Raw genomic sequence first — 18,825 nt, 5'->3', positions numbered from 1 at the left:
CCTCGGTGATCGCTGCGGTGAGGGGGACATGGTGACCTCTTCCCCCGCCTCGCGCAAGGGGGGCGACAGCCTCAGCCCAGCTTCTGGACGAGGGCCCAGCCCGCATCCGCGAGCGGGCGGGCGCGGGCGCCGCGCGAGCGCGCGTGGGGATCGTTCGCGGTGCCCGCGACGACGCGCCCCATGATGCCTTGTGCGATGGCGGAGAGGCGGAACATCGAGAACGCGACGTAGAAGTCCCAGTCCTTGATGCCATCGCGCCCGGTGCGTCGGCAGTACGCGGCGAGGTACTCCGACTCCGACGGCATGCCGAGACCAGCGAGGTCGGCGCCCTCGAAGCCCTCCATGCTGTCGGCGGGCAAGCGATAGGGCATGCAGTTGTAGGCGAGGTCGCTCAGGGGATGGCCCAGGGTCGAGAGCTCCCAGTCGAGGATCGCGATGATGCGCGCCTCGATGGGGTGCACGATGCTGTTCCCGAGCCGGAAGTCCCCGTGGACCAACGTAGTCGAGTCCTCGGCGGGGATGTGCTCGGGCAGCCACGCCATGAGCTTTTCCATGGACTCGATGTGCTCGGTCTCGGAGGCGCGGTACTGCTGGGTCCAGCGGTGGAACTGACGCTGAATGTACTGACCGGTGCGCCCGAAGTCGCCGAGGCCGATGGCCTTGTAGTCCACGGTGTGCAGGCGCGCCAGCACCTCGTTCATCGAGTCGTACATCTTCGCCCGGTCGGCGGGCGGGACCTCCGGCAGCCGGGGGTCGGTGAGCACGCGGCCGACCACGCACTCCATCACGTAGAACCAGGTGCCGATAACCTCGTCGTCCTGGCACAGGAGATAGGTCTTCGGCACCGGCACGCCCGAGTCGGCCAGCGCGGTGATGACGCGGTACTCGCGGTCGACCGCGTGGGCCGAGGGCAGGAGCTTGCCCGGGGGCTTGCGCCGGAGCACGTACTGGGCGCCGGGCGTGGCGAGATGGTAGGTGGGATTGGACTGCCCGCCCATGAACTGTCGCACGGTGAGCGGGCCCTTGAAACCGTCAATGCGCTCGGCGAGATAGCGCTCGAGCCGCCCCACATCGAAGCGATGCGACTCGCGCACCGCCTCGGTGGCGTCGACGTTCATGGCCGGGGCTGTCATGCCGGCCTTTATAGCACGGGCCGCGGCGCTAGCGAATCGCCTGGGCCCGAAGGGCGAAATCGATACGGACCTTCTGACCGATCGGGTTCAGGATCGAGTCGTAGCTGACGCCGTACTCGTCGCGGTTGATCTCGAACCGGCCCCGTGCCTCGAGCCGTCCATCGGCCACACTGACTTGCACCGGCACCCGCACCTCGCGTGTCACGCCCCGCAAGGTGAGACGTCCCACGAGGACGAGGCGGCCGCCGTCGCGCTCCGCGCGCGTGCTCTCGAACGTGATGGTGGGGAAGCGCTCGACGTAGAGGAAATCCTCGCTGCGCAGGTGGTTGTCGCGGCGTCCGATGCCGGTGTCGATCGACGCGGCCTCGATGCTCACGCGGACGCGACCGCTCGCGAGGTCGGCGGGATCCGCGAGCACCTCGCCGGCGAATCGGCTGAATCGGCCATCCGCGCTCGCGAGGCGCGAGGTCGCGTGAAAGCCAAGCTGGCTCGCCTCGGTCAGCACCCGGAAGCGCGTGGTGTCCGCGCGCACCTCGGACGGCCCGGCGAGCGCCGCGAGCGCCACCGCGAGCAGCAGGGCGAGCCCGCGGAGCGCCCGCGCGAAACGAGACGGGCTGGTCATGCCCTCATCGTCTCACGGACACCTATTGCGGGATCCGCGGACCGCGGGCCGGGAAGCGGCGCGAGGCGCGGCTAGGACCGGCGGCCGGTGAGCTCGCTGCGGGCGAGGGCGGCGCCCGCGGCGAGCGCGCCGATCTTCTGGTTGCACATGTAGCGGGGTGACCAGCCGAACCCGCAGTCCGGGTTCACGTAGAGCTTCTCGGCCGGGCACACCTGGAGCACCCGGCGGATGCGCTTGGCCACGTCCTCGGCGGAGTCCGTGTAGAAGCCCTTCACGTCGATGACGCCGGCGCCCAGCTCGCGCGCCGCGCCGAACTCCTTCCACACATCCAGCTCCGCCAGTTCGCGTCCGGCAAACTCCAGCACGAACTGGTCGGCGCGCGCCTTCAGCAGCCCGGGAAAGTAGGGGCGGTAGGACCGGTCGAAGCGCGAGCGCCCGAAGCGGTTGCCGAAGCAGACGTGGAAGGCGAGCTTGGCCTTCACGCCCTCGGTGGCCATGTTGTAGAGCCGCGCCATCTCCTCGCCGGAGACATTGCCACGCGCGGGCTCGTCGAGTTGGATGAAGTCGGCGCCCGCCGCCACCAGCCCCTTGAGCTCCTCGTTGATGACCTCGGCGAAGCGCTCTGCCACGTCGACCACGCCCTTGTACATCTTGCCGGGGTGGATGCGTGAGCCGAAGGTGAGCGGTCCCGCGCAGGTGGCCTTGGTGCGCCGGGTGGTGTGGCCCTTGAGATACGCGAACTCCTTGATGATCCCGAGCCCGCCCGGCGGCGTCTCGATGCGCCCGACGGCCTCGTAGCGCGTCTGCTGGTCGTAGCCCCAGGGCCCGGCCTTGCGGCGTACCTCGATGGGCTCGATGCCCTTGATGATGGCGTAGTAGGAGTCGACGTAGCCGTCGAGCCTCCGCACCTCGCCGTCGGTGATGATGTCCAGGCCCGCCCGCTCCATGTCACGGATGGCGGTGTCGGCGGCGTCGTCGAACATCTCCTCGAGGTCGGCCGGGCCGAACTGGCCCGCTTCGTGGGCCTTGACGGCGGTGTACCACCAGCCGCCCTTGCCATGGGAGCCGACGACGGTGGAGGGAATCAGGGGCAGCTCTGCCATCGGTCGTGTCCTTTCCTCGTGTATGATCGGCGCCGTGAGCGACGACGCGGTGCACGCGCGCATCCTCTCCATCACCGAGCTGGTCAACGGCGACCCGGGGCTCGTGCGCCGAGGCCGTCACTGCTCGACCACCTTCCTCCTCGAGGCCGGCGAGACATCTTATCTCGTTCGCGTGCTCGAGGGGCGGGTGGCGTCGATCGAGCGCGGCCCCTTCCTCATGCGCCCCTGGACGTTCGCCGTTCGCGCGCCCGTGGAGGCCTGGGACCGCTTCTGGGAGCCCGTGCCGGCGCCCGGCTACCACGACCTCTTTGCCATGAAGAAGTTCGGGATGGCAAGCGTCGAGGGCGACATCATCCCCCTCATGACACATCTGCGCTACTTGAAGGACTTGCTCGCCGCGCCCCGGCGCGTGCGCGTCGCCTGAGCCATGGCCGACTTCGAGCCCATCGTCGGGCGGTATCTGCGGCTGACCCTGGGCGGCCGGCCCCATCGTGTCTACTTCGAGGAGGCGGGGCAGGGCATCCCGCTCGTATGCCTGCACACCGCGGGCGCCGACAACCGCCAGTATCGCCACCTGCTGAACGACGCCGCCATCACGGGCGATTTCCGCGTGCTCGCCTTCGACATGCCCTGGCACGGGAAGTCCCTGCCGCCGGCGGGCTGGCAGGACGAGGAGTATCGGCTCACCACGGCGGGCTACATCGAGATGATCCTGGCGTTCTGCGACGCCATGGGTCTCGAGCGCCCGGTGCTGCTCGGCTGTTCCATCGGCGGAAAGATCGTGCTGGAGCTGGCGCGCCTCCATCCCGACCGCTTCCGCGCCCTCATCGGCGTGGAGTCCGCCGCCTATCAGCCGCCCTGGTACGACGACACCGGCTTCCTCCATCGCCCCGATCTCCACGGCGGCGAGGTGGCGGGCGCGCTCATGTCCGGGCTGATTGCGCCGCAGAGCCCGTCCGAGACGCGCTGGGACACGCTCTGGGGCTACATGCAGGGCGGGCCGGGGGTGTTCAAGGGCGATCTCTGGTTCTACCGGGTCGACGGCGACTTCCGCGACCGCGTCGGCGAGATCGACGCCGCCCGTTGCCCGCTCTATCTCCTCACGGGCGAGTACGACTTCTCCTGCACGCCCGACGACACGCGCGCCACCGTGGAGAAGATCCCGGGCGCGAAGTTCACGGTGATGCGCGAGATCGGCCACTTCCCGATGAGCGAGAATCCCGCCCAGTTCCGGAAGTACCTGGCACCGGTCCTGGACGAGATCCGCGCCCTCGGGCGCTGATCCCCGCTCGCTACGCCGCGCCTCCGATCACGCGCATCACCGCGGCGTCTCGCCGAACGTCGGCAGGCGCGCCCGCGAAGATGATCTCGCCGCGCTCGATGACGTAGAGGCGCGCGGCGAACACCGGCACGTGGTGGATGTTGGACTCGGCGAGCAGAATGGCATGGCCGCGCCCCGTGATGGCGGCGATGCCGTCGGCCACCGCCGGGATGATGGCGGGCGAGAGGCCCTCGAAGGGCTCGTCCAGCAGCAAGAGCTCGGGATCCAGCGCCAGCGCCCGGGCGATCGAGAGCATCTTCCGCTCGCCGCCGCTGAGCGCTGGGCCCTTCCGTGCGGCGTAGCTGCGCAGCACGGGGAACACCGTGTGGGCGGCCTCGATCCGCTCACGGGCCGGACGGCCGCCGGGGCGCGTCCAGGTCGCGATCTCGATGTTCTCCGCGACCGTGAGGTCCGCGAAGATCCCACTATCCTCAGGCGCGAATCCGATGCCGGCCTTGGCGATCTCGTGGGTGGGGCGGCCGCCAACCTCGGCGCCCTTGAACGAGATGCTCCCCGCGCGCGGAGCGAGATAGCCCATCACGGTGCGGAGCAGGGTGGACTTGCCCGCGCCGTTCCGCCCGACCAGGCAGACGACCTCGTGCGGGCCGACCTCCAGCGTCACGCGGCGGAGGATGTGGCTCGACTGGATGAAGACGTCGAGGTCGCGAACGGCGAGCGTCGTCATGAGGTGTGGCGCCGGCCGATCATGGTGTCCACCACCGTCGCGTTCTCCCGGATGGCCTGCGGCGTGGCGTCGGCGAGCACGCGCCCTTGGTGCAGCGCGATGATCCGGTGCGAGTAGCCGAACACGATGTCCATGTCGTGCTCGACCTGGATGATGGCCTGGAGCCCGATGCGCCGGGCGGCGGCCACCAGGATCTCCATGATCACGTGCTTGTCCGCGGTGCTGACGCCGCTCGTCGGCTCGTCCAGCAGGATGATCTCCGGACGCAGCGCGAAGGCGGAGGCCACGTCGAGCAGCTTCTTGTCGCCCTGGGGCAGGGTGCGCGCGAGGGCGTGGCGCTTGTCCTTCAAACGAAACAGCTCGGCCACTTCGGCGGCGTCCTGCTGCACGGCGCGGTCGCGCGACAGGCTCGTCCAGAGTCGCGTGCCGCGGCGGAGGCGCGAGACGACGGCCGCCTGCAAGGTCTCCAGGACCGTCAGCTCGGGGAAGATCTGCACGAGCTGGAAGGAGCGGGCCATGCCGAGCCTCGCCAGCCCCACCGAGCCGATGCGTGTGACGTCGCGCTCCTTGAAGCGCACGCTGCCCGCGCTGGGCGCGAGAACGCCCGTGAGGAGGTTGATCAGCGTGGACTTGCCGGCGCCGTTGGGCCCGATGATCGACACGAACTCGCCAGCCGCCACTGCGAAGCTCACGTCGTCCAGCGCGCGAAACGCGCCGTAGCTCTTGGCGAGGCCGCGCGCCTCGAGGATCACCGGCGCGCCTCCACCGTCTCGCCAGTGGAGCCCGTCCACCGCGAGAAGAGCCCCATGAGCCCGCCCGGGGCCACGATCACGAGGAAGGCGAGAATCGCGCCGAACACGAGACGCCAGTACGGCACCACGGACATGACGAAATCCTGGAGATAGATGAACGCGAAGGCGCCGAGCACCGGGCCCCAGAAGTGGCTGAAGCCGCCCAGCAGCGTCATGAACACCACGTTGCCGGATTGCGTCCAGTAGGCGAGCGTCGGATCGACGTTGCCGGTGGGGGGGCCCAGCAGCGCGCCCCCGACCGCCCCGTAGACACCGGAGATGACGAACGCGTACCAGCGATAGCGTGTCACCCCGATGCCGAGGGCCTCTGCCTTGAGGGGGTTGTCCCGGATGGTGCGCAGGCAGAGCCCGAAGGGCGACCCGATGATGCGCCACATGGCCAAAGCGGCGAGCGCCAGGAGGGCCAGCGAGTAGTAGTAGTAGGGCCCCGCGAGGTACGCGGTCTTCCCGAGGCCGGCGAAGTCGTGGCCGAGGAGCAGGGGGCGGAGCACGCGCATGCCCTCGTCGCCGCCGGTGAGGCGATAGAACTTGACGAGGAACGTGTAGAACACCATCCCGAACGCCAGCGTGAGCATGCCGAAGTAGATCTTCACGTAGCGGACGCAGACGAGGCCGATCACGGCGGCGACGAGGCCGCCGGCCACTGCCGCGACGGCGAGGATGATCTCCAGGTGGCGGATGCCGAGCTGGCTCGTGAGGACGGCGCTCGCGTACGCGCCGACGCCGATGAAGAGGGCGTGGCCGAACGAGACCAGGCCGGTGTAGCCGAACAGGAGGTTCAATCCCAGCAGCACGACTCCGTAGGCCATGAAGGGAAGCAGCAGCAGCACCTGATAGGTGGGGACCGCGAGCGGCGCCGCCAGCAGCGCGGCCGCGGCGGCGGCGAGCAGGAGGCGCCCCGTCATGCCGGCAGGCTCATGCCGCGGCCGCTCCGAATAGTCCCCGCGGCCGGAGGGCGAGCACCGCGATCACGATGAGGTAGATCGCGATCATCTCGAGCTCGGGGTAGAGGGAGATGGCCGCCGCGCGTAGGAGCCCGACGACCAGCGCGCCCACGAAGGCGCCGCGCATGCTGCCGAGGCCGCCGATCACGACCACGGCGAAGGCCTCCACGATGAGCTCGATGCCCATCTCGCTCATGGCGGCGGTGGCGGGGATCACGAGCGCGCCGCCGAGCGTGCCCAGCGCGGTGCCGAGGGTGAACACCTTGGCGTAGACGCGTCCCATGTTCACGCCGAGCGCCTCCGCCATCTCCCGGTTGTCGGCGGCGGCGCGGATGATGCGGCCGAACGCGGTGCGCGTGAGCAGCCAGCCGATGCCGAGGGCGATGGCGAGGCTCGCGCCGATGACGATCAGGTTGTAGACGGGCACGGGGGCGCCGGCGATGCGCACCTGGCCGTAGGCGAGGTAGAGGCCAGCGGTGGACTGGGGCGCGGTGCCCCAGGTCAGACGGATCGCGTCCTCGAGCATGAGCACGAGTGCGAACGTCAGCAGGAGCTGGAACGTCTCGTCGCGGCCGTAGACGAAGCGCAGCAGCCCGCGCTCCACCACCCAGCCCACCGCGCCCACGAGGAGGCCGGCGGCGGCCAGGGGCACCAGGAACAGCGGCGGCGGGCCGCCCGCCTGGATGAACGCGCTCACCGCCGACACCCCGACATACGCGCCCAGCGCGTAAAAGGACCCGCAGGCGAGGTTGAAGATGCGCTGGACGCCGAACACCACCTGCAGCCCGGCGGCGACGAGAAACAGGATGGCGGCGTGGAACACGCCGCTCATCACGATGCTGACGACGCCGGTCGTCACGCGCGCGGGCTTATTCGACGACGCGGTCCGCGCGGCTCATGATCGAAGCCGGCACGGTCAGGCTGAGGGCCCGGGCGGTCTTCCGGTTGACCACCAGCTCGAAGGTGGCGGGCCGCTCTACCGGCATGTCAGCCGGCTTGGCGCCTTGCAGGATGCGCCCCACGAAGCCGCCCGCCCGACGAAACGATTCCCGCAGGCTCGGCCCATAGGTCATGAGACCGCCCGCCTCCGCGAATTCTACGAACATGGAGACGGTGGGCAGGCGTCGCTTCAGCGCGAGCGCGACAATCTCTGCGCGACGGAAGAACACCAGCGGCGAGGAGAGCAGGAGAACCGCGTGAGCCTGGGCACGACTCGCCGCGTCCATGGCGCCTTCGAGGTCCTGTGAGGCGCGCACGTCCAGCCGCTGGGGCTGAATGGATAGGCTTCGGGCGGCGGTGTCGGTCGCCTGGAACTGAGGGCCATTGACCACGGGGTCGCCCAGCACCGCCACCCGCGAGGTGGCCGGGAGCACCTCCTTGAGAATCTGCAGCTGCTTGCCACTCAATTGCGGCAGGTCGAGGAACACCCCGGTGATGTTGCCACCCGGCTGCGCGAGATTGCGGACAAAGCCTTGGGCCACCGGATCACTCTCGAGGTCTACCGCCACGATCGGAATTGTGAGAGTGGCCCGCTGCAGGGCCGACAGCGCACCGCCTCCTCTTGCGAAAAGCACGTCGGGGCCCGAACGGACGAGCTGCCCGGCAATTTCGGGCAGCCGTTCGGGTTTGCCGTCCGCATGACGGAGCTCGACAGCGATGTTCTGCCCATCGAGGAAGCCGAGGTCGCCGAGGCCCTGCTTGAACGCGTTCGCCAGGAAGTCCGCCCCAAGCGTCAGTCCGAGTACGGCCACGCGAGCTTTCCCCGGGCGCCGCGCCCGCTGCGCGCGGGCCGTCGAGGGCGCGAGGCCGGCGAGGCCCAGGCTGGCGAGGAACGCGCGCCGGTTCACTCCTCGAAAGCCGCTCAGATCTTCCAGCCGTTGATCCACTCGAGGAGCTTGGCTCCCGCCGGCTTCATCGCCTGCTTCGTGGACACGATCTCGATCGGATTGATGGTGACGAAGTCGTAGCTGTTCTTGTGCGTGGTGATGCCCTGGTAGAAGTTGCACATCTGCACGTGATCCGGCCGCCACGAGCGGCGCCCGGAGAGCGACTCCACCTCGATGCCCTCGAGGGCCTTGACGATCTCGGACTTCGATGGCCACTTCCCCGCGGCGGCGTAGGCCTTCTCCGCCGCCGCCTTGTAGGACTCGATGTTGAAGTACGCGTGGTCGCACTCGTAGGGGGGATACTCGTTGTACTTCGCCTTGTACTCGCGCACGAACTGCTTGAGGAGCGCCGAGCCCTTGGGGTCGTCGAAGTACATGGTGTTGTAGCCGAGGAGGAGCCCCTCGGGGGTGAACTCCTTCTTCAGCGAGTCGTGCACGCCGCCCGCGGTGGTGAATACGCCCTTCATGCTCTTGAACAGCCCCACCGCCGCCGCCTGCTTCATGAGGATGGTGGCGTCCCCCGACCAGAACGAGCACATGAGGAGATCGGCCTTGGACTGCTGGATGGCGGCGATGTGGGAGGTGAAGTCGGTGGCGCCGAGCTTGGGGAAGAGCTCGAGCACGAACTTCACGTCGGGGATGTAGCGCTTGAGCACGGCCTGATACGTCTCCCAGCAGTCGTGCCCGTACGAGTAGTCGTTGCCGATGCCCGCCACCGTCTTCACGCCCGTGAAGTACTTCGGCGTGAGGATGCCGGCCACGATGGCCTCGACCTCGTTGTCCACGCTCTTGAAGGCCCACTTCGGATTGGGCATGGTCTCGTCCACGCCCTTCTGCGTGGTGCCGTCCCACGAGAGCCACGGCACCTCCATCTCCTCGGCGACCGGGCCCAGGGCCAGGGTCACGCCCGTCGAGATGCCCCCGATGACCACCTCGACCTTGTCCTGGAGGACGAGCTTGCGGTAACGCTCCACGGTGTCCTTGGGCGTGGACTCTTCCTCGACGACGAGCTGAACCTGGCGGCCGAGGATGCCACCGGCCTTGTTGGCGCGCTCGGCCCACCACTCCGTGCCCCGGAGGCCCGCCGCGCCGACGGGCGCCGCGATGCCCGCGCGGATGGCGATGATCCCGATCTTCACGGGGTCCGACGGCACGCCGGGCCGCGCCTGGGCGCCGGCCCGTGCCGGCAGGCCCGCCGCGCCGAGCGCCGCGGCGGTACCGAGCGTCTTGAGAACGTCGCGTCTCGTCGTCGCCATCGTCTCCTCCTCGTCGTCCAGCGTTAGCCTCGGAGCTGCGTGCGGGCCAGCCGGGCGCCCGCGGCCAGCCGCTTGAGCTTCTCGAACGCCACCCAGCGCGGGACCGGGAAGAACCCGCAATCCGGCACCAGCGACAGCCGCTCGGCCGGGATGTGCTCGAGGCAGAGCCGGATCCGCTCCGCCACGTCCTCGGGAGTCTCCATGTAGAAGGACTTGACGTCAACCACCCCGCACGCGATCTCCCGGTCCACCCCGAGCTCCGACCACATCTCGATCTCGGCCATCTCGCGGTTGGCGTACTCGAAGACGAACTGATCGCACTTGGTCTCGAGGAGGGCGGGGAACATCCAGCGGTAGCTGCGCTTGCCGCGCGGTCGGGACAGGAGATTGCCGAAGCACACGTGATAGCCGATCTTGGCCTTCACCCCGGCCACGCAGGCGTTGAACATCTTGACGTATTCGGGGGCCTGGCCGGGGACGATGGCCGCCGAGGGTTCGTCGATCTGTATCCAGTCGGCGCCGGCGGCGGCCAGTGCCTTCAGCTCCGCGTTGACCGCGGGCACGAGGTCCCAGCAGAGGGCCAGGCGGTCATTGTCGTAGGCGTCGCCGGGGCGGGTCTGGACGTGGATGGACAGCGTGACGGGGCCGGGACAGGTCGCCTTCACCGGCTTGTCGGTCTGGCTCTTGAGGTAGGTGAACTCGTCGACGGTGCCGAGCCCCTTCGGTACCGTGATCTTCCGCGTAGGCCGGTACCGCGGCACGCTGTCGTAGGCATAGAGGCCGGTCTTGCGGAGGGGCTCCAGCGGCTCGAGGCCCTCCATCTTCCCGTAGAAGGTCTGCACGAAGAAGAAGCGGCGCATCTCGCCGTCGCAGATCACGTCGATGCCGGCCCGCTCCTGGTCGCGGATGGCGAGCTGCGTGGCGTCGTCGAAGGACTCCCTGGTGTCGGTCTGCCCGTAGTCGCCCGCCTTGATCTTGTCGAGCGCCGTCCAGAACCAGCCGGGGAAGCCGTGGCTGCCCATCACGTGGGTGTAGAGCACGGGGAGCGGGGCGGTCATGTCAGGGTCTCCTCACGACAGGAGCTTCTTGGCGATGATCTCCTTCATGATCTCGGACGTCCCGGAGGCGATCGTCCATAGCCGCACGTCGCGGAAGAAGCCCTCCACCGGGAACTCGCGCATGTATACGTAGCCGCCGTGGAGCTGCACCGCCGCGTACGCCACGCGATTGGCCACCTCGGTGGCGAAGAGCTTGGCCATGGAGACGTGGAGGGCGGCGTCGTCTCCGGCGACGTAGGACGCCACTGCGTGGTAGAGGAGCTGGCGCGCGGCCTCGATCTCCGTCGCCATGTCCACCACCTGGTGGCGCAGCGCCTGCTTGCGCGCGAGCGGCTCGCCGAAGGCCTGGCGCTCGCCGAGATAGGCCACCGTGTCCTCGAGCGCCTGGGCGGCGCCGGAGAGGGCCAGCACCGCGGCCATCAGGCGCTCGCGCTGCAGCCCGGTCGCGAGCTGCTGGAAGCCGCGGCCCTCCACGCCGAGCAGGTTCTCCGCCGGCACCGGGCACTCCTGAAAGGCCAGCTCGGCGGTGTCGGAGGCGCGCATGCCCATCTTGTCGAGCTTGCGGCTCACCGTGAAGCCGGGCCACCCGCGCTCGACGAGGAACATCGAGATTCCGTCGTGACGCCGCTCGGGGGTGCCCGGCCCCGTGCGCGCGGCCACGAAGTAGAGGTCGCCGTAGACGCCGTTGGTGATGAAGATCTTGCTGCCGGTGAGGCGGTAGCGGTCGCCGTTCTTGACGGCGCGCGTGGTGAGGGCGGCCATGTCCGACCCGGTCCCCGGCTCCGTGATGCCGAGCGCGCACACCGTGTCGCCCGCGATGATGCCGGGGAGATACTTCGCCTTCTGCGCGTCGGTGCCGTAGCGGGTGAGCCAGGGTGAGGACATGTCGGTGTGCACGAGCACGCTGAAGGCCACGCCTCCGGAGCGGCAGCGCGCCATCTCCTCGCCCAGCACCACGCTCGAGAGGAAGTCGCCGCCGGCGCCGCCGTATTCCGGGGGGAACTCGAGGCCGAGGAACCCGAGCTCGCCCAGCCGCCGCCAGAAGGCGCGCGGGATCCGGCCGGCGCTCTCCCACTCCGGGACGAACGGCGTGACCTCCTTCTCGACGAAGGCGCGGATGCTCTTCCGGAGCATCTCGTGCTCGGGCGTGAAGAGGGCGCTCACCTTGCCGCCAGAAACCTCCGGCGATCGATCACGGAATGCGGACCCACCCTTCCATGAGCCGCCGGGCCGTCCGGTACACGGTCACCCGCTCCGCGTGATAGTCGCCGCCCGGCCGCGTGACAGCGGCGTCCAGCGGAAGCACGCCGGAGGGATGACCGAGGCGCACGTCCGCGCCCGGCTTGGCCGTCGAGACCTCGTGGACGAGGCTGCCCTCGATGCGCGCGGCCACGGCGAGACACATCGATGAGGTGAGCGGGAACGCGCGATGGCAGTTGCCCATGGAGATCGCGCGCCCCACCACGTCCGAGGCGCCCCCGTCGTACGCCACGCCGTCGAGGGCGGTGAAGGGGACGGGCGCGGTGACCACCGCGATCTTGGGCGTGGCCGCGCTGCCGGAAATGCCCATGAGCTTGGCCGCGACGACGCGGATCGCCTCGAGCCGTGCGCACAGGGCGGCATCGCCGTCCATCGCGGTGGGCGACTCCGTGCCTTGGAGGCCGAGGTCGCGCGCGCGCACGAACACCATGGGAATGGAGGCGTCCACCAGGGAGGCCTCGACACCCTCGACGGTGTCGCGCGGGCGACCGGTGGGCAGGAGGCGCCCCGTGCCCGCGCCGCCCGGCTCGACGAAGTCGAGCGCGATGCGGGCGCCGAGGCCGGCCACGCCGGGGAGGTCGAAGTCGCCCCGGACGCGCGGCTCGCCGCCCTGCACGGGCACCCGTGCGACGATCAGCTTCTTCGTGTTGGTGTTGTGGATGCGCACCACCGTCTCGCCCTCGCGCGCGGGCACCAACCGCTCCTCGATTGCGAAGGGGCCGACGGCGGACGAGCAGTTGCCGCAGTTGCCCGTGTAGTCCACCTCGGGCTTCCGCACCTCGATCTGGGCGAAGGTGTAGTCGACGTCGGCGCCCGGCATGGTCGAGGGGCCGATGATCACCGCCTTGGACAGCGACGAGATGCCGCCACCGAGACCGTCGAGCTGACGGCCGCTGGGATCGGGGCTGCCGAGCGCGGCGAGGAGGATCGCGTCGCGGTCGCGCCCGGCCGGCGGCAGATCGCGCTCGTGGAAGACCAGGCAGCGGCTGGTGCCGCCGCGCATGTAGACGGCGGGGATGCGGCGCTGAGTCATCGCGATCCTCCGGCGGCGGTCTGGGCGAGCAGGCCGCCCGCGAGCAGGAGGTTGCGCTCGCGCGGCGTCAGGACGCAGCGGGCATGGAAGGTCCGCCCCGAGCGCTCATTGACGACGGCGACGCGGCGCCCGGCCTCGAGGGCGTCGCGCAGATCGGGAAACTGCAGCACGTCGTCCCGGCCGATGTCCTCGTAGTCCGCAGCATTCTCGAACTCGAGCGGCACGAGTCCCCAGTTGATGAGGTTGGCGCGGTGGATGCGCGCGAAGCTCTTGGCCAGCACCGCGCGCACGCCGAGATGCAGCGGTGACAGCACCGCGGCCTCGCGCGAGGATCCCTGCCCGTAGATCTCGCCGCCCACCAGCACGCTGTCGCCGGCCGCGCGGGCCCGTACCACGAAGTCCGCGTCCACGTTCTTGAAGGTGAACTCCGAGATGGCCGGCACGTTGGAACGGAACACCAGCGCGGCGGTGCCCGACGGCGAGATGTCGTCGGTGGAGACCTTGTCACCGAGCTTCAGCAGCACGGTGGCGCGGAGCGACGCGTCCACGGGTTTCCCCCGCGGCACCGGCTTGATGTTGGGGCCCTTCAGCACCTCGGTGGCCGCCGCGTCCGCCGTCGAGGCCGGCGGGAGCAGCCCGGCGTCCGACGCGGTGAGGGAGGAGGGATACTGCCGGGTCGGGGCGGCGCCGCGCGTGCGGGGATCCGTGATCACGCCGGTCAGCGCGGAAGCGGCCGCGGTGAGCGGCGAGCAGAGATAGATCTGGTCGTCCTTGACCCCGCTGCGCCCCGGGAAGTTCCGGTTGAACGCGCGCAGGCTCTTGCCGCCTGCGGCGGGCACGTGGCCGATGCCCGCGCAGGAGCCGCAGGTGGGTTCCGATACCGTGGCGCCGGCGGCGAGCAGATCGGTAAGGAGGCCCTCCCGCGCCATGATCTCGAGGATGCGGCTACTGCCCGGGAACACCACGAAGGAGACGTTCGGCGCCACGCGCTCGCCGCGCACCGCGCGCGCGACCGCCCACATGTCCTCCCACGAGGAGTTGGTGCAGGAGCCCACCATGACCTGCTCGAGGGCGGTGCCCGCGACCTCGCCCACCGGCACCACCTTGTCCGGCGAGGCGGGCAGCGCCACGAGCGGCTCCAGCGTCGAGAGGTCCAGCTCGATGCGCTCGTCGTACTCCGCCTGCGGATCCGCGCTGAGCGGCGTCCACTCGCGCTCGCGGCCGAGCAGCGTGAGGTAGCGGCGGGTCTCCTCGTCGGAGGGGAACACGCTGGTGGTCAGGGTCAGCTCCGCGCCCATGTTGCAGATGGTGGCGCGCTGGGGCAGGGAGAGGGCGGCCGCGCCCGGTCCGGCGTACTCGAAGATCTTCCCGCTCCCGCCGCGTACCGTGTAGCGGCGCAAGAGCTCCAGGATCACGTCCTTGGCGTGCACCCACGCCGGAAGCGCGCCGGTGAGCCACACCTGCACGACCTTCGGCATCGGCAGGTAGTAGGCGCCGCCGCCCATCGCCACCGCCACGTCGAGCCCGCCCGCGCCGATGGCGAGCATGCCCGTCGAGCCGCAGAGGGGCGTGTGACTGTCCGTGCCCAGCACGAACTGCCCGGGCACGCTGAACGTCTCGAAGTGCACCTGATGGCAGATCCCGTTGCCGGGCTTGGAGAACCACGAGCCGTAGCGCCGCGCCACCGTCTGCAGGTACCGGTGATCGTCGGTGTTGCGCGAGTCGGTCTGATAGACGTTGTGGTCGATGTAGGTGACCACCCTCGGCGGCTTCACGCGGGGGAAGCCCATCGCCTCGAACTGCAGCCACGCCATGCCCCCGTTGGTGTCGGTGAGCAGGCACTGATCCACGCGGAGCCCGATCTCGTCGCCGGCGACAGGCTTGCCCGCCACCAGGTGGGACGCGATCAGCTTCTGGGTGAGGCTGCTAGCGCTTGTCAACCGGGTGGTACGCGCGGCGGGCGTAGCCCTTGTAGTCGGCCCGCGGCCGGATGAGGCGGTTGTCGTCGTACTGCTCGAGGAGGTTGGCCGTCCAGCCCGCGATGCGCGCGGCGGCGATGACGGGCGTGAACAGATCCACCGGGATGCCGATCGAGTAGAACAGCGGTGCCGAGTAGAAGTCCACGTTGGGGATGAGCTTCTTCACGCCGTGGATCTTCGCGTGCAGGCGCACCGCCATGTCGTACCACATGCCCTGGCCGGACTGGCGGCAGGCCGCCTCCGCCATGCCGCGCAGGATGGCCGCGCGCGGGTCGCCCGCGGTGTACACGCGATGGCCGAAGCCCATGAGCCGCCGCTTCGCGGCGAGGGCCTTGTCGGACCACGGCTCGACGTTGTCCACGCGGCCGATCTCGATGAGCGTGCGCATCACCGCCTCGCCGGCCCCGCCGTGCAGCGTGCCCTTGAGGGCGCCCACCCCGCCCGCCACCGCCGAGTGCATGTCGGAGAGCGTGGCCGCGATGACGCGCGTGGTGAACGTGGAGGCGTTCAGCTCGTGCTCGGCGTAGAGGGTGAGGCTCGCGTCCAGGGCCTTGGTCACGACGTCGGTGGGCCGCTTGCCCGTGAGCATGTAGAGGAAGTTCGCGGCATGCGACAGGTCGGACGCCGGCGGCACCGGCGTCTCGCCGCTCCGCACCCGGTGATGCGCGCAGATCGCGGTGGCGAACTGGCTGGTGAGACGCAGCGACTTGCGGAGGTTGGCCGCGCGCGAGTTGTCGGTAGCGTCCGCGTCGTGCATGCCCAGGACGGCCACCGACGCCTGGAGCACGCGCATGGGATCGGTGTCGCGCGGCATCAGCCGGTACGCGTCCACGAGCGCGGGCGGGATGTTGCGCGCCCCGATCAACTCGACCTGGAAGCGGTCGAGCTGCGACTTGTTCGGCAGCTCGCCGTGCCAGAGCAGGTAGCACACCTCCTCGAAGGTCGCCTGGCGCGCCAGCTCGTCGATGTCGTAGCCGCAGTAGGCGAGGCGGCCGTTCCGGCCGTCCAGATCGCAGAGCTTGGTCTCGGCGGCAACGACGCCTTCGAGCCCGCGGATGAGCGTGCTGCCCTCGGTCATGGTGGGGTCTCCCGTCACGAAACGCTATACCGGCGCGGTATTGGACGCAACCCTGATATGGTAGATGCATGGCGGAGGCGCCGGCTCGCGGCACCATCTTGCTCGTCGAGGACGAGGAGGGCGTCCGCGCCGTCCTCTCCGAGCTGCTCGGCGGGCTCGGCTACACCGTGCTCCCCGCGGGCAACGGCGTCGAGGCCGTCAGCATCGCCAGCAGCCACGCCGGCAGCATCGACCTCGTGGTCACCGACATGGTGATGCCGGAGATGAGCGGCCAGGAGCTCGGGCGCACCCTCGCCCAGAAGTGGCCCGACCTGCGCATCCTCTACATGTCGGCGTTCGCCAGCAACATCTACTCGCCGAGCGCGCTCGCGAACGCCCTCGCCGACTTCATCTCCAAGCCCTTCGATCTGGAGGTCTTCCTCACGAAGGTGCGGGCGTTGATCGACGCGCCGCCGCGCGGCCGCGCCAGCGCCTCCGCGGCCGCCCCGCCCTCCGACCCCACCTAGGCCGGGCGCCGGATCCCGAAGGCGGGAAGCACCACCTCCGCGAAGGCCTGGAGGGCCTCCCAGTCGTAGGGCCCCTCGCGCAGCGCGATGTTCAGGCGGTGGACGCCCGCCTTCTGATACGCCTCGCACATCCCGATGACGTCCTTGGGCGTGCCGCGGAAGAAGCCGCCCCGCGGATTGTTGGCGCCCCAGTGCTTGAGGTAGAGGGCCTCGCCGCGCGCGGCGCCGGCGGCGTCCGCGCCCAGGTAGAAGCCCACGTTGACGCTGCGGAGCACCGCGCGGGGATCGCGTCCTTCCTTCGCGCACCAGTCGTCGAGCACGGCGTTCTTGGCCGCCCACACCTTCGGGTCGATGTAGGGCGCGTTCCAGCCGTCGGCATACCGAGCGGCCGCGCGGAGCGTCCGCTTCTCGCCCTGCCCGCCGATCCAGATACGAAGGCGCTTCTGCAGCGGCTTGGGATTGCAGCGGGCGTCCACCAGCTTGAAGTGCTTGCCGTCGAAGCTCGAGACCTTCTGGTCGAACAACAGGCGCAGGATCTGCACCGCCTCTTCGAGCTGATCCTCGCGGATGCCGATGCGCTCGAAGGGGATGCCGAAGCCGCGGTACTCCGCCTCGTGCCAGCCCGCGCCGATGCCGCACTCGACGCGGCCGCCGGAGATGTGGTCGATCGTGCACAGCGACTTCGCGAGGAGCCCGGGGTTGCGGTAGTTCACGCAGAAGACGAGCGCGCCGAGCCGCACCCGCGTGGTCTCCATGGCCATGGCGGTATAGGACGCGATGGCTTCGAAGCAGTCGCCGTCGCCGCCCTGCGGCGGGCTCTCCTGGAAGTGGTCGGCCACCGAGGTCCAGTCGAAGCCGGCGCCGTCGGCGAAGCGCCAGAGCTTGCGCAGCTCGTCCATGGGTCCGCCGAGATGTCCCACGTGAATGCCGAAGGTCATGGCCATCGCATCCCTCTCTTCAATGGGCGGTGGTCAAGGTGACGCCGCCGTCTACCACGAGCGTCTGCCCGGTGATCCAGCGCGATTCGTCGGACGCGAGGAACACCGCCGCCCAGCCTACGTCCCAGCCGGTGCCCTCGGTGCCGAGCGGGCTCGCCTTGCGCCGCCGCTCGCGTGCCTCCGGCCCGAGGTCCTCCACCATCGGCGTCCAGACCATGCCGGGCGCGATCGCGTTCACGCGGATGCCCTGACGGCCCACCTGGGCGGCCACACTTCGGACGAAGCCGATGACACCGGCCTTGGCCGCGGCGTAGGCGGTGCGGCCGTGACCCCGCAGGGCGGCGACCGACGAGACGCAGATGATCGCGCCGCCGCGGCGCTCGGCCATGGCGGGAATCGCCGCCTGGGTGGCGAGCAGCATCGACTTGAGGTCCACCGCCATCACGCGGTCCCAGTCCTCCTCGGTCGTCTCGAGCACGTTCTTGCGGGACTCGATGCCCACGTTGTTGTGGAGGACGTGGAGCCCGCCGTGGCGCTCCACCGCGGCCGCGACCATGGCCCGGCAGTCGGCGGCGCGGGTGACGTCGGCGGCGAAGGCGGTGGCGGTGCCGCCCTCGCCCTTGATGATGCCGACGGTCTCCTCCGCGCGACCGAGCTGCGCGTCCACGCAGAGGACGGCCGCGCCCTCGCGGGCGAAGAGGATGGCGGCGGCCTTGCCGTTGCCGAGGCCCGGCCCGCGCGAGCCGGCCCCCGCCACGATGGCGACCTTGCCCGTGAGGCGGCCGCTCATCGCCTCAGTTCTTGAAGTTGCTGTCGATGTGGACGTCGACCAGGTACGGACCACCGGACGCGAGCCCGCGCTTCACCGCCGCGCCGATGTCCACGCCCTTCTCCACCATCTCACCGGGCACGCCCAGCGCCTTGGCCATCCCCACGTAGTCGATGCGCGGGTTGACGAGGTCCATGCCCACGTACTGATCGTCCTCGGCGGAGAAGCCCTTCAGCGCGAGCGTCCGCTGCTTGAGGATGCGATAGGACGCGTTGTTGAAGATCACATACACGCACGGGATCGAGTCGTGCGACGCCGTCCACAGCGCCTGGATCGTGTACATGGCGCTGCCGTCGCCGATGAGCCCCACCACCGGACGGCCGGGCTGCGCGAGCTTGACGCCGAGGGTGGCGGGGAGGCCCCAGCCGATGCCGCCGCCGCG

Annotated in this window: 20 protein-coding genes; 3 read left to right on the top strand and 17 right to left on the bottom strand. The window is 69.9% G+C overall.

The window, feature by feature from the left end; all coding sequences use genetic code 11:
- Nucleotides 1–71: 71 nt before the first annotated feature.
- The 3 genes from VFX14_01680 to VFX14_01670 form a co-directional block, all read right to left on the bottom strand.
- On the bottom strand, nucleotides 72–1,133 hold the full coding sequence (locus VFX14_01680) for a phosphotransferase (GenBank protein ID HEU5188377.1): 1,062 nt from the start codon (nucleotides 1,131–1,133) through the stop codon (nucleotides 72–74).
- Between the two features lie 28 nt (nucleotides 1,134–1,161).
- Complete coding sequence (locus VFX14_01675; protein ID HEU5188376.1) at nucleotides 1,162–1,755, bottom strand: YceI family protein; 594 nt, start codon at nucleotides 1,753–1,755, stop codon at nucleotides 1,162–1,164.
- Between the two features lie 71 nt (nucleotides 1,756–1,826).
- Entirely contained in the window at nucleotides 1,827–2,858 is a 1,032-nt protein-coding gene (locus tag VFX14_01670; GenBank protein HEU5188375.1) for a methionine synthase, read from the bottom strand.
- 34 nt (nucleotides 2,859–2,892) lie between these two features.
- Here VFX14_01670 and VFX14_01665 point away from each other — a divergent pair, with 34 nt between their 5' ends.
- Together VFX14_01665 and VFX14_01660 are read left to right on the top strand one after the other, a co-directional pair.
- On the top strand, nucleotides 2,893–3,282 hold the full coding sequence (locus VFX14_01665; GenBank protein ID HEU5188374.1) for a hypothetical protein: 390 nt from the start codon (nucleotides 2,893–2,895) through the stop codon (nucleotides 3,280–3,282).
- A 3-nt stretch (nucleotides 3,283–3,285) separates the two neighbouring features.
- The gene (locus VFX14_01660; protein HEU5188373.1) at nucleotides 3,286–4,140 is read left to right on the top strand and encodes an alpha/beta hydrolase; all 855 of its coding nucleotides are present in this window, start codon (nucleotides 3,286–3,288) and stop codon (nucleotides 4,138–4,140) included.
- A 10-nt stretch (nucleotides 4,141–4,150) separates the two neighbouring features.
- Here VFX14_01660 and VFX14_01655 read toward each other — a convergent pair whose 3' ends face one another.
- From VFX14_01655 to VFX14_01605, 11 genes are read right to left on the bottom strand one after another with little or no spacing between them, the layout of a single operon-like run.
- The gene (locus VFX14_01655) at nucleotides 4,151–4,864 is read right to left on the bottom strand and encodes an ATP-binding cassette domain-containing protein (GenBank protein ID HEU5188372.1); all 714 of its coding nucleotides are present in this window, start codon (nucleotides 4,862–4,864) and stop codon (nucleotides 4,151–4,153) included.
- Complete coding sequence (locus tag VFX14_01650) at nucleotides 4,861–5,616, bottom strand: ABC transporter ATP-binding protein (protein ID HEU5188371.1); 756 nt, start codon at nucleotides 5,614–5,616, stop codon at nucleotides 4,861–4,863. The genes VFX14_01655 and VFX14_01650 overlap by 4 nt, the downstream gene beginning before the upstream one ends.
- Complete coding sequence (locus VFX14_01645; GenBank protein ID HEU5188370.1) at nucleotides 5,613–6,581, bottom strand: branched-chain amino acid ABC transporter permease; 969 nt, start codon at nucleotides 6,579–6,581, stop codon at nucleotides 5,613–5,615. Before VFX14_01645 ends, VFX14_01650 begins: the two co-directional genes overlap by 4 nt.
- A gap of 10 nt (nucleotides 6,582–6,591) precedes the next feature.
- A complete protein-coding gene (locus VFX14_01640; GenBank protein HEU5188369.1) occupies nucleotides 6,592–7,479 on the bottom strand; it encodes a branched-chain amino acid ABC transporter permease in 888 nt (295 codons plus the stop codon).
- Nucleotides 7,480–7,489: 10 nt separating this feature from the next.
- Complete coding sequence (locus VFX14_01635; GenBank protein HEU5188368.1) at nucleotides 7,490–8,506, bottom strand: ABC transporter substrate-binding protein; 1,017 nt, start codon at nucleotides 8,504–8,506, stop codon at nucleotides 7,490–7,492.
- A complete protein-coding gene (locus VFX14_01630; GenBank protein ID HEU5188367.1) occupies nucleotides 8,482–9,762 on the bottom strand; it encodes an ABC transporter substrate-binding protein in 1,281 nt (426 codons plus the stop codon). The genes VFX14_01635 and VFX14_01630 overlap by 25 nt, the downstream gene beginning before the upstream one ends.
- A 23-nt stretch (nucleotides 9,763–9,785) precedes the next feature.
- Entirely contained in the window at nucleotides 9,786–10,820 is a 1,035-nt protein-coding gene (locus VFX14_01625; GenBank protein HEU5188366.1) for a methionine synthase, read from the bottom strand.
- A 12-nt stretch (nucleotides 10,821–10,832) separates the two neighbouring features.
- Nucleotides 10,833–11,984 (bottom strand): acyl-CoA dehydrogenase family protein, encoded by a 1,152-nt coding sequence (locus tag VFX14_01620; protein ID HEU5188365.1) that lies wholly within the window; start codon nucleotides 11,982–11,984, stop codon nucleotides 10,833–10,835.
- Nucleotides 11,985–12,012: 28 nt separating this feature from the next.
- Nucleotides 12,013–13,113, bottom strand: coding sequence for a PrpF domain-containing protein (locus VFX14_01615; protein HEU5188364.1), 1,101 nt, complete (start codon nucleotides 13,111–13,113; stop codon nucleotides 12,013–12,015).
- Entirely contained in the window at nucleotides 13,110–15,053 is a 1,944-nt protein-coding gene (locus VFX14_01610; protein ID HEU5188363.1) for an aconitate hydratase, read from the bottom strand. The genes VFX14_01615 and VFX14_01610 overlap by 4 nt, the downstream gene beginning before the upstream one ends.
- Nucleotides 15,040–16,188: a citrate/2-methylcitrate synthase gene (locus VFX14_01605; GenBank protein HEU5188362.1), complete on the bottom strand. Its 1,149-nt coding sequence runs from the start codon at nucleotides 16,186–16,188 to the stop codon at nucleotides 15,040–15,042. The genes VFX14_01610 and VFX14_01605 overlap by 14 nt, the downstream gene beginning before the upstream one ends.
- Before the next feature lie 50 nt (nucleotides 16,189–16,238).
- On the opposite strand from VFX14_01605, the gene VFX14_01600 reads away from it, so the two are divergent.
- Entirely contained in the window at nucleotides 16,239–16,676 is a 438-nt protein-coding gene (locus VFX14_01600) for a response regulator (GenBank protein ID HEU5188361.1), read from the top strand.
- Here the strand turns inward: VFX14_01600 and VFX14_01595 are convergent.
- The 3 genes from VFX14_01595 to VFX14_01585 form a co-directional block, all read right to left on the bottom strand.
- Nucleotides 16,673–17,620 carry an LLM class flavin-dependent oxidoreductase gene (locus VFX14_01595; protein ID HEU5188360.1) on the bottom strand — a complete coding sequence of 316 codons (948 nt, stop codon included), beginning with the start codon at nucleotides 17,618–17,620 and terminating at the stop codon, nucleotides 16,673–16,675. The two genes, VFX14_01600 and VFX14_01595, sit on opposite strands and share 4 nt — an antisense overlap.
- A 13-nt stretch (nucleotides 17,621–17,633) precedes the next feature.
- A complete protein-coding gene (locus VFX14_01590; protein HEU5188359.1) occupies nucleotides 17,634–18,404 on the bottom strand; it encodes an SDR family NAD(P)-dependent oxidoreductase in 771 nt (256 codons plus the stop codon).
- Between the two features lie 4 nt (nucleotides 18,405–18,408).
- Nucleotides 18,409–18,825 (bottom strand): thiamine pyrophosphate-dependent enzyme (locus VFX14_01585; protein ID HEU5188358.1); only part of this gene is annotated, 417 nt, incomplete at its 5' end.

The sequence above is a fragment of the Candidatus Methylomirabilota bacterium genome (assembly GCA_035764725.1).
Taxonomy (GTDB): domain Bacteria; phylum Methylomirabilota; class Methylomirabilia; order Rokubacteriales; family CSP1-6; genus DASRWT01.
This window is presented reverse-complemented; position numbering and strand designations above follow the sequence as displayed.